General features: G+C 42.8%; 13 protein-coding genes. 6 read left to right on the forward strand and 7 right to left on the reverse strand.

The genetic code is table 11. The annotated features are described in order from the left end of the window. Positions 1 to 16: 16 nt before the first annotated feature. Entirely contained in the window at positions 17 to 1138 is a 1122-nt protein-coding gene (locus CKV81_RS02585; protein ID WP_095070155.1) for a M14 family zinc carboxypeptidase, read from the reverse strand. A 351-nt stretch (positions 1139 to 1489) separates the two neighbouring features. Here CKV81_RS02585 and CKV81_RS02590 point away from each other — a divergent pair, with 351 nt between their 5' ends. Both CKV81_RS02590 and CKV81_RS02595 read left to right on the forward strand, forming a co-directional pair. After that, positions 1490 to 2581 carry a TerC/Alx family metal homeostasis membrane protein gene (locus CKV81_RS02590; protein WP_095070156.1) on the forward strand — a complete coding sequence of 364 codons (1092 nt, stop codon included), beginning with the start codon at positions 1490 to 1492 and terminating at the stop codon, positions 2579 to 2581. 156 nt (positions 2582 to 2737) lie between these two features. Beyond that, entirely contained in the window at positions 2738 to 3283 is a 546-nt protein-coding gene (locus CKV81_RS02595; protein ID WP_095070158.1) for a helix-turn-helix domain-containing protein, read from the forward strand. 97 nt (positions 3284 to 3380) lie between these two features. On the opposite strand, the gene CKV81_RS02600 is transcribed toward CKV81_RS02595, so the two are convergent. The 5 genes from CKV81_RS02600 to CKV81_RS02620 form a co-directional block, all read right to left on the reverse strand. Continuing rightward, positions 3381 to 4037: a CoA transferase subunit B gene (locus CKV81_RS02600; protein WP_095070160.1), complete on the reverse strand. Its 657-nt coding sequence runs from the start codon at positions 4035 to 4037 to the stop codon at positions 3381 to 3383. Positions 4038 to 4077: 40 nt separating this feature from the next. Next, the gene (locus tag CKV81_RS02605; RefSeq protein WP_095074159.1) at positions 4078 to 4434 is read right to left on the reverse strand and encodes a four helix bundle protein; all 357 of its coding nucleotides are present in this window, start codon (positions 4432 to 4434) and stop codon (positions 4078 to 4080) included. 30 nt (positions 4435 to 4464) lie between these two features. After that, positions 4465 to 5169, reverse strand: coding sequence for a CoA transferase subunit A (locus CKV81_RS02610; protein WP_095070162.1), 705 nt, complete (start codon positions 5167 to 5169; stop codon positions 4465 to 4467). A gap of 316 nt (positions 5170 to 5485) precedes the next feature. After that, on the reverse strand, positions 5486 to 5842 hold the full coding sequence (rplS, locus tag CKV81_RS02615) for a 50S ribosomal protein L19 (RefSeq protein ID WP_095074160.1): 357 nt from the start codon (positions 5840 to 5842) through the stop codon (positions 5486 to 5488). Between the two features lie 212 nt (positions 5843 to 6054). Further along, positions 6055 to 7827 carry an aminopeptidase P family protein gene (locus tag CKV81_RS02620; protein WP_095074165.1) on the reverse strand — a complete coding sequence of 591 codons (1773 nt, stop codon included), beginning with the start codon at positions 7825 to 7827 and terminating at the stop codon, positions 6055 to 6057. Between the two features lie 204 nt (positions 7828 to 8031). Between CKV81_RS02620 and CKV81_RS02625 the strand changes: the two genes are divergently transcribed. From CKV81_RS02625 to CKV81_RS02640, 4 genes are all read left to right on the forward strand, one after another. Then, complete coding sequence (locus tag CKV81_RS02625; protein WP_095070164.1) at positions 8032 to 9582, forward strand: M20/M25/M40 family metallo-hydrolase; 1551 nt, start codon at positions 8032 to 8034, stop codon at positions 9580 to 9582. A gap of 627 nt (positions 9583 to 10209) precedes the next feature. Continuing rightward, the gene (locus CKV81_RS02630) at positions 10210 to 10959 is read left to right on the forward strand and encodes a hypothetical protein (protein ID WP_095070166.1); all 750 of its coding nucleotides are present in this window, start codon (positions 10210 to 10212) and stop codon (positions 10957 to 10959) included. Positions 10960 to 11423: 464 nt separating this feature from the next. Further along, the gene (locus CKV81_RS02635) at positions 11424 to 11696 is read left to right on the forward strand and encodes a transposase (RefSeq protein WP_095069798.1); all 273 of its coding nucleotides are present in this window, start codon (positions 11424 to 11426) and stop codon (positions 11694 to 11696) included. After that, complete coding sequence (locus tag CKV81_RS02640; RefSeq protein ID WP_095069800.1) at positions 11693 to 12556, forward strand: IS3 family transposase; 864 nt, start codon at positions 11693 to 11695, stop codon at positions 12554 to 12556. Before CKV81_RS02635 ends, CKV81_RS02640 begins: the two co-directional genes overlap by 4 nt. A gap of 382 nt (positions 12557 to 12938) precedes the next feature. On the opposite strand, the gene CKV81_RS02645 is transcribed toward CKV81_RS02640, so the two are convergent. Next, complete coding sequence (locus CKV81_RS02645; RefSeq protein WP_095070168.1) at positions 12939 to 13268, reverse strand: DMT family transporter; 330 nt, start codon at positions 13266 to 13268, stop codon at positions 12939 to 12941. Between the last annotated feature and the right edge of the window lie 298 nt (positions 13269 to 13566).

Below are 13566 nucleotides of genomic sequence, written 5' to 3' on the forward strand. Positions count from 1 at the left end.
ACTAAGAGTTTTCTGTTTAATTTTCGGGTGAATCCAGTATCTCAAAATCCACTTCCGCATCCAATTTCGGGTACTTGCGTGCCGATTTAAAGTATTTTCCGGTGCAGTCTATTTCTTTCCAGCCTTTCTTTTTTCCACAGTCACCCACTTCCATCACCATGGGGACAAAAGAAATATCCTCGTCACCCTCATGATAAATCTCCCTGTACTGCACCGCCACATCCAGAATACATTCAAAATCTGTATTCAGCTTTACATTTCGGTAAATGATGTCATAATGCGTTTCCTGATTTTCAGGAATCGTAAAATAATTTTCAAATTTCTGAGTGCTTCCCTTTAATTCAGAAACCGCTTTCAAACCATAAAATAAGGCAATCGTATAATACTTTCGCGTTCCGTTTCTTTGGTAATCATCCGGGAAATGACCGCCTTCGAATAAAACCGTAGGCAGGCCCATTTTTGTGAAATTATCTCCTGTGGAAGTCGGATAAAATTCGTCGTTGTATCGCGCGATCTGGTTCGGAATCAAATCCTTCATCTGTCCGTAAATCGCAGAGATTACGGCCATGGCTTTCTTGCGCGTTTCTGTGACCTCCCTCTCAAAATTTTCCGCAGGAGCCAGGAATGACAACGTTGCCGGATGCAGACCGTCAGTGGTAAAAATGGTTCGCTGTTCATGGAGGTTCAGCGCATAATGATATTTTCCTTTTTCGGCAATGTTTTTCAGAAATGGGAATTCTTTACTCGAGAGTTTCAGATAATCGCGGTTCATATCAATATCGAGAGCGTTTCTCCGCGTCCATTTATCAGATCCGTCCGGATTCAGCATAAAGATAAAATCGAGCGTAATTTTTGAGAAAATTTCCTCTTTCAATTCTGGACTGTGCTTGAAAATTTCCAAAAGGTCAAGCATCGCGTGGGTAGCATTACTCTCATTTCCATGCATCTGAGACCAAGCCAAAACTTTGGTTTCGCCCTTGCCCATCGACATCATATAAATTGGTTTTCCCAAATAAGAGGTACCAATTTCTGAAATATAACCGCTGAGATTCTCCTGCAGAAATTTTTTAAGGTTTTGGGACGAAATATAGCGGTGTGGAAAATTAGGGTTTTGACGGTAGAAGTTCTCGATTGCCATTGGGTGTGCAGTTTACAGAATTCAAAAATAAATTTTTTTATTATCAAATCAAATAATTAACTTTTGTAAATTGTTTAAACAGTGTAAATTGTCACTTTGTCTGTGGATAATTTTGTGGATTGAATTATTTTTAAAAATAAAATTTATTATACAAAAAATCAGTCATTTATAAAATTTAATTAAATTCTTAGAATAAGATTGCTTTAAGTGGAGAAGGGCTCTTGTTACTCCATTTTTGGACAATTTTTTTAAACGGAAATAAAGATTTTACTCTGATAAAAATTACTTTATTTACTTTTGTAAATTTTATTTAAAGATTATGTTTTGGTATATTTGCGCTTATTTTTTTATATGAACAGCGAAATTTTATTCTTAGGCGCTTTCTTGGTTTTTATTGTTATAATATTGGCCATAGACCTTAATCTTGGTAAAAAATCCGGAGGTGTGGTATCCATGAAAAAAGCAGGACTTATGAGTTTTGCGGTAGTTACTCTGGCGATGGGTTTCTATTTTATTTTGATTACCTACGGTCACCTACTCCACGGCATCGACAGCATTGAAAAACTTCAAACCGTCATTACGAAACACCGCCATCCGGTAAAAATTATCCCTAACGACCTGGAGCATTCTATTGCCCTGTATAATCAGAATCTGGGATTGGAGTATCTGACGGGTTATATTGTGGAATATGCCCTTTCTGTGGATAACATCTTTGTAATAATCCTGATATTTACCGCTTTTGGGGTTGTGGAAAAGAATTATCACCGCGTACTGTTCTGGGGTATCCTGGGCGCGATCATCATGCGTTTTATCTTCATCTTTGTGGGTGCAGCACTGATCGCCAAGTTCAGCTGGATTATGTATGTTTTCGGTGGCTTTCTGGTGATCACCGGCGTTAAGATGTTTCTTCAGAAGGATAATGACGAAAAAATCGATACCCAAAACCATCCTGTCGTAAAATTTGCGAACCGCTATTTTAAGGTTCATAACCACTTTGTAGGACAGAAATTCTGGGTAACCATCGACGGCGTAAAAAAAATGACGCCACTTTTCCTCGTTCTCCTGATCATCGAAGCGACGGATTTGATATTTGCAGTAGACAGTATCCCCGCGATATTTTCAGTGACAAAAGACCCATATATTGTGTTTTTCTCCAATATTTTTGCAATCATTGGTCTGCGTTCGATGTTCTTCTTATTGGCGGGAATTATCGATAAATTCAGATTCCTGAAAACCGGCTTAGCATTTCTTTTAACCTTTATCGGTTTAAAGATGATCTTCCACCACCAGCTTGAAGGCTGGGGCTTCGAAACTTCACATTCACTTCTGATTATTGTGGGAATCCTCGCAGCAAGTATTGTGGCATCTCTGCTGTTCCCTGAACAGAAAAAAGAAAGAAAACTTAAATTTGACGAAGAAGCTGAAGAGCAGCACCGCAGATAATTTACAATTTTAAATAAACAGATAATCTAAAAACCAGCACTTTAGGTGTTGGTTTTTACTTTTGTAAAACAGTATTTACGCACTTGATTTACTTTTGTATTTTAGATTTGTAAATTATTTTTTTTACATTTGTAATTGTAAATTTTTAAGGTCTGTATGAATTTAAATGAAAGAATTTCGAAAATCATTGAATATTCTGAGCTATCCTCATCTGAATTTGCAGATGCGGTCGATGTGCAGCGTTCTTCTGTTTCACACATCACATCCGGCAGAAATAAACCTTCCCTTGATTTCCTGATTAAGGTTAAGGAACAATTTCCGGAGCTTGAGTGGGACTGGCTCATCAAAGGTGACGGAGAAATGCTGAAAAAACCTGAAGAGGCACACACACCGGAAGCAGTGCCCGAAAAGACCAAGCCCACTTCCCTGCCCGACCTCTTTTCGCTGATTGACGATGATAATTTTGGTTTTACGGAAAAAGAAGACCGCGTTATGAAAACTTCTTTTGAAGAAAAAAATGAAACGCCCCGAGAATCTGCTAAAGCGACGGAGCGTCATGTGCAGGATATTTTAAACGATTCTCCGCCATTAGAGAAAAATACTGCACAAAAAAATCCCCAAGCTTTTGAAACCCAGGGAAATAAAATCAAAAGGATTGTCCTTTTTTATGACAACGGGAAATTTGAAAGTTTTGACCCTTAAGAATACTGCCGCACAAGATGATCACGCTCTACCTCGCCGCTTTCACATGGCGTATGGTGTTCAGAATTCGTACAGCCTTAAGGTTTCCATTCTAAAACTAATCCAGCTGCATTTCCGGAATGTCGCCTTCAATGATTAAATCTGCTTCGGTGGCCTTAATAATGTCTTCCACCGAAACGCCCGGTGCACGTTCCAAAAGCTTGAACCCATTTGGTGTTACCTCCAGAACAGCAAGTTCTGTTACCACCTTTTTCACACAGTTAACGCCGGTCAACGGCAGTGTACACTCCCTGAGGATTTTGCTCTCGCCGGCTTTGTTCACGTGCATCATGGCCACGATGATATTTTCCGCGGAAGCTACCAAATCCATCGCACCGCCCATTCCTTTCACCATTTTTCCAGGGATTTTCCAGTTGGCAATATCACCTTTTTCAGACACTTCCATTGCGCCAAGAATGGTGAGATCCACTTTCTGGCTGCGGATCATCCCAAAACTGAATGCCGAATCGAAAAACGAACCGCCCGGAAGCATTGTAATGGTTTGTTTTCCGGCGTTAATCAGGTCAGCGTCTTCTTCACCTTCGTACGGAAATGGCCCCATACCCAGTATACCGTTTTCACTCTGGAACTCTACATTGAGGTTTTGGGGAACGTAATTGGCCACCAACGTCGGGATTCCGATGCCGAGGTTGACGTAAAAGCCGTCTTTTACTTCTTTTGCTATGCGTTTTGCGATCTGTTCTTTAGTTAACATATTCTAATTTGAAAATGTGGAAATTTGAAGATTTGAAAATTCAATTTCCTGTTTTACTTGTTGAAATAATTTTGTTCAGAATAAGATGAATTTCCTGCAGTTCGGTTTTCATCTTCTCATCAGGTGTAGGTAAATAAGGTGATTTCTCACACAGTTTAAACCAAAAACCTGTTTCGTCAGTTTCTTTAGCCGAAATCTTCATTTTATGGATGAAGTCGTTTTTGCTTTCGGCATTTTGGGCTTCATGAACATTGGCTCCAATGGAAGTCCCGGATTTGAAGATTTGATTGGCTAATGCAAAACGGTTTTTCTCATATAACTGCTCCGTAAACTCTACAATATCTAAAGCAAAATTGAAAGTTTTATCGACGATTATATTTGTTTTATCGTTTCTCATCATTTTCAAATTTTCAAATTAAACTGATTTTCAAATTTCCTTTTTTCTTACAGTTCTTTGTTCTATCCTCTTTTCGTACTGCTGTCCCTGGAAGATGCGCTGCACCATAATTCCGGGAATGTGGATCTGGTTCGGGTCGAGTTCGCCCGGTGCCACAAGTTCTTCCACTTCGGCAATGGTGATTTTTGCGGCTCCTGCCATCGGATGGTTGAAATTGCGTGCTGAACCTTTGAAAATCAGGTTGCCGGCGTGGTCGCCCTTCCAGGCTTTTACGATGGAGAAATCCGCTTCAAAAGCATGTTCCAGAATATGCGGTTTCCCGTTGAATTCTTTAACTTCTTTGCCTTCCGCTACTTCTGTTCCGTAACCGGCCGGTGTATAAAAAGCAGGAATTCCGGCCTGGGCGGCACGGCATTTTTCGGCCAAGGTTCCCTGCGGCGTGAGTTCTACTTCTAACTCACCGGAAAGCATCTGGCGTTCGAACTCAGCATTTTCGCCTACATAAGAGGAAATCATTTTCCTGATCTGCTTCTTTTGAAGAAGCAAACCAAGACCAAAGTCATCCACACCGGCGTTATTGGATATGCAGGTCAAGTCGGTTACATTGCTTTCAGCCAAGGCGCTGATGCAGTTTTCAGGGATGCCGCACAACCCGAAACCGCCCAGCATGAGCGTCATTCCGCTTTGGATACCGGCAATGGCTTCTTCTGCATTTTTTACTCTTTTATCGATCATTTTTCACAATTTTTTCAGAGGCTTTAAATTACAGAATTTCTGCGATATAAAAAACGGCTGGACTTAACTGATAATCAACCGTTTTTCTGCGTAAGGGATATGGAAGGTGCGACCGCAGGGAGCAGTGCGGAGCGAAGCGCAGCACCGAAACGAAGTGCAGCCTGGAGAAGCCCGGCCTGAGCGAGGGAATGGAGCGCGAGCGCAGCGAGCGCACAATGACCGAGTGAAGGATACGCCCAAATCATCAGTCTGCAAAAAGCGAAAAACCACCCGAACGGATCCGAGTGGTTTTTCTATTGTTGTTGTCTGAATTATCTTAGCTCTTTTTGTAAGCAGCGTCTTTGATTCTTGCTTTCTTACCGCGAAGATTTCTGAAGTAGTAGATTCTTGCTCTTCTAACTTTACCTCTTCTGTCCACTTCGATTTTTTGCAAAGCCGGCATGTTGATCGGGAAAACTCTCTCTACCCCTATGTCACCGCTCATCTTTCTGATGGTGAAAGTTTTGGTAAGTCCTGTTCCTCTCAACTGGATCACTGTTCCTTTAAAGAACTGTGTTCTGGTTTTGTTACCTTCTTTGATCTCGTAATACACGGTGATGGTGTCACCGGCTTTGAATTCCGGGAATTCTTTTTTAGCAATGTACTTGTCCTGTACGTACTTTAATAAATCCATTTTTTTGTATAAAAAATTGTTTGCCGAGCTAAACAACATTCACGTCCTTCGTCAGAGGTTGATTAACAGGCTGCAAAAATAAAACAATTTTTACAGATAACCAATATCTTACAGAAAAATATTTTTGAAATTACATCTGCAAAAGTCTGTAAAACTAAAAGTGCAGAAATTCCACAGTTTCAGTGATCAATTATTCCTTATTAATTATTAATTTACAGAGGTTTCACCTGTTCCAGGAACCAATCTTTCACCTCGCCTTCCAGGTCGTTTTCAAGTTTTTCCCTGCACCACTGGTGATAGCTGTTGAGCCAGTTTCGCTCAGGTTCAGTCAGCATTTCTGCGATGATAATGTTTCTGTCGAACGGGCAAATGGTTAACGTTTCAAATTCGTAGAAGGTTGCGCCAGATGTGCTGGTGACCTCCTGCACCGCCACAAGGTTTTCGTGACGGATACCGTAACTGTTTTCTACATAGAATCCCGGCTCGTTGGAGCAAACCATTCCCGGAAGCAGTTCCTGAAAGTTCATATCTTTTCTGATGTTCTGCGGCCCCTCGTGAACATTCATAAAACTGCCCACACCGTGGCCCGTACCGTGATTGTAGTCTTTACCCTGTAACCAAAGCGGCATTCTGGCAAATGCATCGAGCTGTACACCGCGTGTACCCTTCGGAAATTTTACCATTGAAAGACCGATCAGACCTTTCAGAACCAGGGTTACATCCTTTTTAAACCCGTCGGTTACAGCGCCTAAGGCCACCGTGCGGGTGATATCGGTTGTTCCTTCCAGGTATTGTCCGCCAGAATCAATAAGGATGCTGCCGTCATTGGTTACGGCCTTGCTGCCGTCCTCTTTTGGGGAATAATGCACGATGGCGCCGTTTCCTTTATAACCGATGATAGAACCGAAACTTTCACCCACAAAATTCTTGCCTTCCGCCCGGAAATCTCTCAGTTTCACGCTGATGGAATATTCTGTCAACGGTTCTTTCCCGGCGGTTTGGGAAAGCCAGTAAAGGAATTTTACCATCGCCACGCCGTCCCTTTGCATCACGGTTCTGAAACCTTCCAGTTCGGCTGCATTTTTTTGCGCTTTCATCAGATTGCCCGGAACCGGTGCTTTAATGAATTGATTGCTGCTTTTAAGGGTATCAAAAATGGCTTGATTGGTATTAGGCGAAATTAGGACTTTCTGATCTTTCACCGCTTTTAGATCCAGGAAAAAATCACTGTAAGGTCTCGCATCCACACCCGAATCTGCAAGGTGTTTCTTAGCATCATCAGTCAGTTTTTCAAGATCTACATAAAGTGTGGCGTTACCCTTTGAAAGTGTGATATACCCCAGGAAAACCGGATTATAATCCACATCACTTCCTCTTAAATTCAGCGTCCAGGCAACATCATCCAAACTGGCAATAATATGGAAGGTGGCTTCCTGTTCCTCCATTTTCTTGCGGATGGCAGCCAGTTTATCGCTTACGGATTTACCGGCCCGTTCTACCGGATGTACAAAAACTGGATTTTTAGTTTTATCTGAAGTTCTATCTACCCAAATCTCTTTTAAAAAGGGAATATCGACTACTTTAATATTTTTTGAAGCCAGTTTGTCCTCCAGGTCTGTCCAGTTTGTATTGGACGTTGCCAAAGCGTTTACCGCAACCGTTCCGCCTTCTTTTACTTCAGTTTTCAGCCAGTCGGTATACTCGGGAACGCCTTCCTCACCCATTTTCATCAGTTCAAAATCCGAGCCTTCCAGTTCAACGGGAGCCTGCACGAAATAGCGGCCGTCCGTCCAGAGTGCAGCTTTATCATGAGTAACCAACACAAACCCCGCAGAACCCGTGAAACCTGAAAGCCAGCTCCTTTCAAGCCACTCATCAGGCAAATACTCGCTCATATGGGGATCAGCGGAATAAACAATAAAGGCATCAATATTCTCTTCCTGCATTTTCTTTCTTAATGCAGCCACTTTTTCTTTTGAAGTCATAGGTTTAAATTTTGGAGGCATAAAGTTAGTGATTTTGCGAAATACCCTGCTAAAATCTTCCCGGCAATCCATAAAGCCCATACATTTTAACTGGTCTGAATAATTTTACACTACAGTTTAGAACCTTCAAACCAGCTTTGGTGCAGGACTGACGCAGCCATTCAACAAAATTTATTATCTTCAAGCCCGTAAAATGAAAAAATCATGAACTACACTAAACTTTTTATGGCTTCGGCCGTTATCGCTTTTACATTCTCAACCGCACAAACGCAGCAGGAAATGGTGAAATCGATCATGAATGAAGCCTACAGCAACTCACAAACTGAAAAACTGGCTTATGAGCTGGTGGACGGGATTGGACCAAGGCTCGTTGGAACTCCTAAAATGAAACAGGCACATGACTGGGCCATAAACAAATTCAAGAGCTGGGGCATCGATGCCAGGAATGAACAGTACGGTGAATGGAAATCTTGGGAGCGCGGCACCTCGTCGGTAGAAATGGTTTATCCCCACGTAAAATCCCTGGAAGGTATGCAGCTGGCCTTCAGCCCTGCAACAGGTGCTAAAGGTGTCACCGCAGAAGTGATTATGCTGCCAACCTTTAAATCAAAAGAAGAGTTCAACAAATGGCTTCCAAAAGTAAAAGGCAAGCTGGTTATGGTCTCGCAGTACCAGCCGAGCGGACGCCCGGAGTACAACTGGAAGGAATTTGCGACTCCGGAATCTTTTGAGAAGTATAAAAAAGAAACTGAAGCCGCAACCAGAGAATGGAACCAGTCTCTGGAGACTCTGGGGCTAACCTGGAGAACCCTTAATAAACCTTTTGAGGATGCCGGGGCTGCGGGACTGGTTCTCAGCAACTGGAGCCGCGGTTTTGGAGTCAACAAGATCTTCAGTGCAGGAACGAAGAAAATCCCTGCTGTAGATATTTCGCTTGAGGATTACGGACAACTCTACCGGATGCTCCAGAACGGTGTAACACCAAAGCTAAAAATCGTGGCCAACAGCAAGGATCGGGGCATGGCACCAACCTTCAACACCGTTGCAGAAATCAAGGGAAGCGAAAAAGCCAATGAATACGTTATCCTTTCGGCACACCTCGATTCCTGGGATGGAGGAACCGGTGCCACCGACAACGCGACCGGAACCGTCATGATGATGGAGGTTGCCAGAATCCTGAAGAAGCTCTACCCTAACCCCAAACGAACCATTATTGTGGGGCTTTGGGGCAGTGAAGAACAGGGACTGAACGGCAGCCGCGCCTATGTATCAGCGCATAAAGACCAGATGCCGAATGTACAGGCGGTTTTCAACCAGGATAACGGCACCGGCAGAATTGTGAACGTGAGCGGTTCGGGATTTGTAAATGCCTACGATTATTTAGGCAGATGGTTTGCAGCGGCACCCAGCGAACTTACAAGAGAAATAAAATTTACTTTCCCGGGTTCGCCGGGCGGTGGCGGCAGTGACCACGCTTCGTTCGTCGCGGCCGGTGTTCCTGGCTTTATGCTGGGCTCGCTCAACTGGGCTTACGGAAACTATACCTGGCATACGCAGCGGGACACTTATGACAAGATTGTATTTGATGATTTGAAAAACAACGTTGCACTCATCGCCATCCTCACCTATATGGCCAGCGAAGATCCGGAAAAGGCCTCCAATGAAAAGATGAGGCTTCCTGTCAACCCAAGGACCGGTAAAGCCGCAGAATGGCCGTCAGTGCAGGAACCGATCAGAAAAGGCGGTGTGGACTGACAACCTCTTAGGCATTCATAAAAAAGGAGCCGTCTCACCACTGAGGCGGCTTTATAATGCTCTTATTCCAAGCGTTTGCGGACGTCTTCCGGGCTTACGTCCATAATCCAAAAATGTAACGCAATGTCCGTTCTGTTTCATTTTGACCGTATACGGATGTTACCAGCCTTGCCCTTTACTTATACTTTCCTTTGACTTTCCTTTGACATTCCTTTGACTTTAATTTAAAATTGCACCAGCCCATTACCGCTTCCGGCTATTTTATATTAACAGAGCAACCACCGCCTAACCTAGGACATATTAGTTTGACTAAAATTCTTTTAAAGCAGAGTGCAGAGATTTTTCTGCTGCTTTATATTTTAAACAGCGGCAAAAGTCCACACGTTCCGGTCTGAAAAAATTAATTCATCGAAGAAAACCAATTTATTTCAGTGAGGCAGGAAGATATTTTTCTGCGGTTATCATGTGCAAAAAAGTACAAAAAACGACAAAAACGTTATAAAACTGACAAAACGCAATACCCTCATTTGCAATACTGTATGGCCATAAATACATTTGTAACGTCAATGAATTGCGCAATCCATTACCTTGAATTTAAATAATTATTAATTAAAAATTTTTGAAATTATGGCACGAGAAAATTCCATCTTAAAACTGAAAGGCAAACTGGACGGTATGTCTTTCTACAAAACCTCAGAAGGTTACCAGGTACGCGCTAAGGGCGGCATCGAAAAAGCGAGGATCCTTAATGATGCCAATTTTGAAAGAACCCGTGAAAACATGAACGAGTTCGGCAACATCAACAAAGCGGGCAAACTGATCCGGGCCAGCATCGTGGTATTCCTGAACCGCGCAAAGGATATGCGCGCTTCAAGCAGACTGGTGAGTGTAGCTGCACAGGTGAAGAATCTGGACGTGACCTCAGCCCGTGGCCAAAGGCAGTTTGCCAAGGGCTTGGAAACCGCTGAAGGAAAACAGCTCCTGGAAGGTTTCGAGTTCAACAAACACGCGCCGCTGAGCATGATCCTGAAAGCCAGTTACCAGCTTGATACTGCAACGGGTTCACTGAGCATTCCCGGTTTCCATCCGGCAGAGCATCTTGTGATTGCAGAAGCTGCGACACACGTGAGGCTTGCGTTGGCGTGTGCCGTAATCAATGCTAAAAATGAGACCAGGGAAACCGTTTACGCAGAGCAGCAGCTGATACCGATCACTGCAGGGCCTTCTGACCTCACCCTTGTCCTTGACCATATGCCGGAACTGGAAGGGACGCTGATGTTCTATGTGCTGGTGGAATTCTTCCAGGAAATGAACGGAGAGCAGTATATCCTGAAAAGCGGCTCGCATAATGCCCTGCAGCTTGTGAAGGTGGTGTAGAGGCTAAAAGACCGTAACCTGAAAGCTGACTCCTAAGCTGAAGGTTCCACATCCATCACTGAGACCACAAAACGGCAAAAGAAAGCGGCCGGTCCGCTTTCTTTTTTTCTGCGGACGCTGCCTGCTGTAACGCCTAAAGATTCAAGGCCCTATCTGCAGAACGGATACAGCATCCCCTTTATGCTGCATCCCTTATTTTTTAATCCCGCGAACACCTTTGGGGTGTGAGCTGAATAAGTCAGGAACGGGAGAGAAAAGGTTAATTTTTGCGGGTTCGCCACATTTGCGTGGCCTACGGATGCTGCCTGCATACTATTTTTTTAGCAGACCGATTAAAATCATTATAAAATCCTATGATTCACCCAACCTTTCTCTGCGGAATAACCTTTGCGGGTAAGGGAATATAGTTCCCCCCGAAAATGGGACAGTAAGTTTAGTTGGAAAAAACCTATTAAATTTACAATATGTCACAGAGAAGAAAATTCAATTCGCAGTTTAAGTTCAAGGTTGTCGTAGAAGCCTTGTCGGAGCGTCTTCCACTGCACGAACTTGCCAAAAAGCACGATTTGCATCCCAATCAGATTACAACCTGGAAAAAGGAGTTCCTCAAGAACGGAGCGGAGATTTTCGGTAAGGAGAAGGCTTCAGAAGAGAAAAAAGAAGATGTAGAATCGCTTTACAAAGTGATCGGCCAGCAGAAAATGGAGATTGATTTTTTAAAAAAAGCCTTGTCATGAAGCAGAGTGTCTCGGAAAGAAAAACACACATCGGCAAGGGGGAAAAAATCAGCGTAAAGAAGCAGTGCGAACTTTTACAGATCTCTCGCAGCAGCCATTATTACAAAAAAGTTCCGGAGAGCGATTTGAACCTGAAGCTGATGGAGATGATAGACAGGGAGTTTATGGAACATCCCTGGAAGGGCGTTCCCAGAATGGTGCAGTGGCTCAATAAAGATTGTGGGCTTTTAGTCAATAAAAAGCGTGTGGAGCGGCTTTACCGACTGATGGGCATCAGCGCTTCTGCTCCCGGACCCAGCACCAGCAAAAAAGGGAAGGGAAAAAAGCATAAAATTTTTCCGTATTTGCTGAAGAACCTGCCCATAACCCATCCCAACCAGGTTTGGGCGATGGACATCACCTATATCCCGGTAAGGGGCGGATACCTGTATCTTGTTGCCATCATCGATCTCTACAGCCGCTATGTGGTGGGCTGGAGCCTGAGCAACACGATGACCGCGGAGTGGTGCCGCGATGTTCTGGATGAAGCCATCGAAACCTACGGAAAGCCTGAAATCATTAATACCGATCAGGGAAGCCAGTTCACTTCAGACTTGTTTACCGAATATGTGAAATCCCACAAAACCATCCGCCAGAGTATGGATGGCAAAGGCCGGGCACTGGACAATATCTTTGTCGAGAGGCTCTGGCGAAGCGTAAAATATGAAAATGTTTATCTTTATGCCTATCAAGACGGAAAAGAGTGCTATATTGGTTTGAACAAGTATTTTGCCTACTACAACCACAGCAGGAGACACCAAAGCTTAGGTTACGAAGTTCCTGCACAAATGTTTAACCAAAAGGAGAAAAAAGCAGCATAATGAAAGTTCACGCAGTTTTACACATTCCCACACTACACGGAAAAATCTTTGAAAGGATTTTTCCTATGTGGAAATATGCAAAACTGCTACCTTCAAAAACACACAAAATCAAACTTAACTTTTAAGATTTGCTGTCCAAACTTTGGGGGGAACTATAGAAGCTGTGCCCTACAGCCCGTAAAACCCCGCAGAAACCACTTCCCAAGGCTACCCAACGCCACAAAAAAAGCAGTCCTTCCGAAAAAACTGCTTTGTGTAAATAAATTCTAAAAACAATAACTCCATAGACTGCCAAAAAAGCTCCCGAAGGTTCCGTTCAACGGGCTTTCATCTTCTGTCCTGCGGACAAGACGAAAGCTTAGTTATTATCTGCAGGCATTTTTTAGTGTGTTGAAGATTTAGAGAAAAAGTTCATAACAAAAACACCTGTAACAATCAAAATAATTCCAATAATTGCTGGTAAATCCAAAGATTGTTTAAAGATAATTACTGAAATCAATGCAGTTAAGACAATTCCTAAACCTCCCCAAATCGCATAAGCAATTCCTAAAGGTATTGATTTTAATGCTTGAGAAAGGAAGAAAAAGCAAGCAATATATGCTATTATTGTTATTGTCGTGGGTAAAAGTTTTGAAAATCCGTCAGATGCTTTCATAAAACTTGAACCTAAAACTTCAAGAACAATCGCTAATGCTAAATATAAAAATTTCATTGTTTGTTATTTCTTTTTGTTAAGATAAAATTACTATAATTTAAATTCTTAGATAGTTTTTTTGTGAAATTCCTTCTATGAAATGGGTTGGATATGCTTGCAGATAACGAGAGAGTATTTCTGTATGCGGTGCTGAGGATAACAAATCTTGCTACTAATAACCGCCTTGAACAATAATTTTCTCCGCTGACTAAATTACTAAAAAATTGGAAGCGGGGAAATTTTTTGTGGCTAAGGTTAACGAATAGTTCTACTGCTAACATTCACCCCCGTATATAGAAATACAATGTGCCTGTTG

The sequence above is a fragment of the Chryseobacterium taklimakanense genome (assembly GCF_900187185.1).
GTDB classification, from domain to species: domain Bacteria; phylum Bacteroidota; class Bacteroidia; order Flavobacteriales; family Weeksellaceae; genus Planobacterium; species Planobacterium taklimakanense.

Coding starts and splice junctions, on each gene's coding strand:
- CKV81_RS02585 (WP_095070155.1), bottom strand. CDS start 1,138: ATGGCAATCGAGAACTTCTACCGTCAAAACCCTAATTTTCCACACCGC.
- CKV81_RS02590 (WP_095070156.1), top strand. CDS start 1,490: ATGAACAGCGAAATTTTATTCTTAGGCGCTTTCTTGGTTTTTATTGTT.
- CKV81_RS02595 (WP_095070158.1), top strand. CDS start 2,738: ATGAATTTAAATGAAAGAATTTCGAAAATCATTGAATATTCTGAGCTA.
- CKV81_RS02600 (WP_095070160.1), bottom strand. CDS start 4,037: ATGTTAACTAAAGAACAGATCGCAAAACGCATAGCAAAAGAAGTAAAA.
- CKV81_RS02605 (WP_095074159.1), bottom strand. CDS start 4,434: ATGAGAAACGATAAAACAAATATAATCGTCGATAAAACTTTCAATTTT.
- CKV81_RS02610 (WP_095070162.1), bottom strand. CDS start 5,169: ATGATCGATAAAAGAGTAAAAAATGCAGAAGAAGCCATTGCCGGTATC.
- rplS (WP_095074160.1), bottom strand. CDS start 5,842: ATGGATTTATTAAAGTACGTACAGGACAAGTACATTGCTAAAAAAGAA.
- CKV81_RS02620 (WP_095074165.1), bottom strand. CDS start 7,827: ATGACTTCAAAAGAAAAAGTGGCTGCATTAAGAAAGAAAATGCAGGAA.
- CKV81_RS02625 (WP_095070164.1), top strand. CDS start 8,032: ATGAACTACACTAAACTTTTTATGGCTTCGGCCGTTATCGCTTTTACA.
- CKV81_RS02630 (WP_095070166.1), top strand. CDS start 10,210: ATGGCACGAGAAAATTCCATCTTAAAACTGAAAGGCAAACTGGACGGT.
- CKV81_RS02635 (WP_095069798.1), top strand. CDS start 11,424: ATGTCACAGAGAAGAAAATTCAATTCGCAGTTTAAGTTCAAGGTTGTC.
- CKV81_RS02640 (WP_095069800.1), top strand. CDS start 11,693: ATGAAGCAGAGTGTCTCGGAAAGAAAAACACACATCGGCAAGGGGGAA.
- CKV81_RS02645 (WP_095070168.1), bottom strand. CDS start 13,268: ATGAAATTTTTATATTTAGCATTAGCGATTGTTCTTGAAGTTTTAGGT.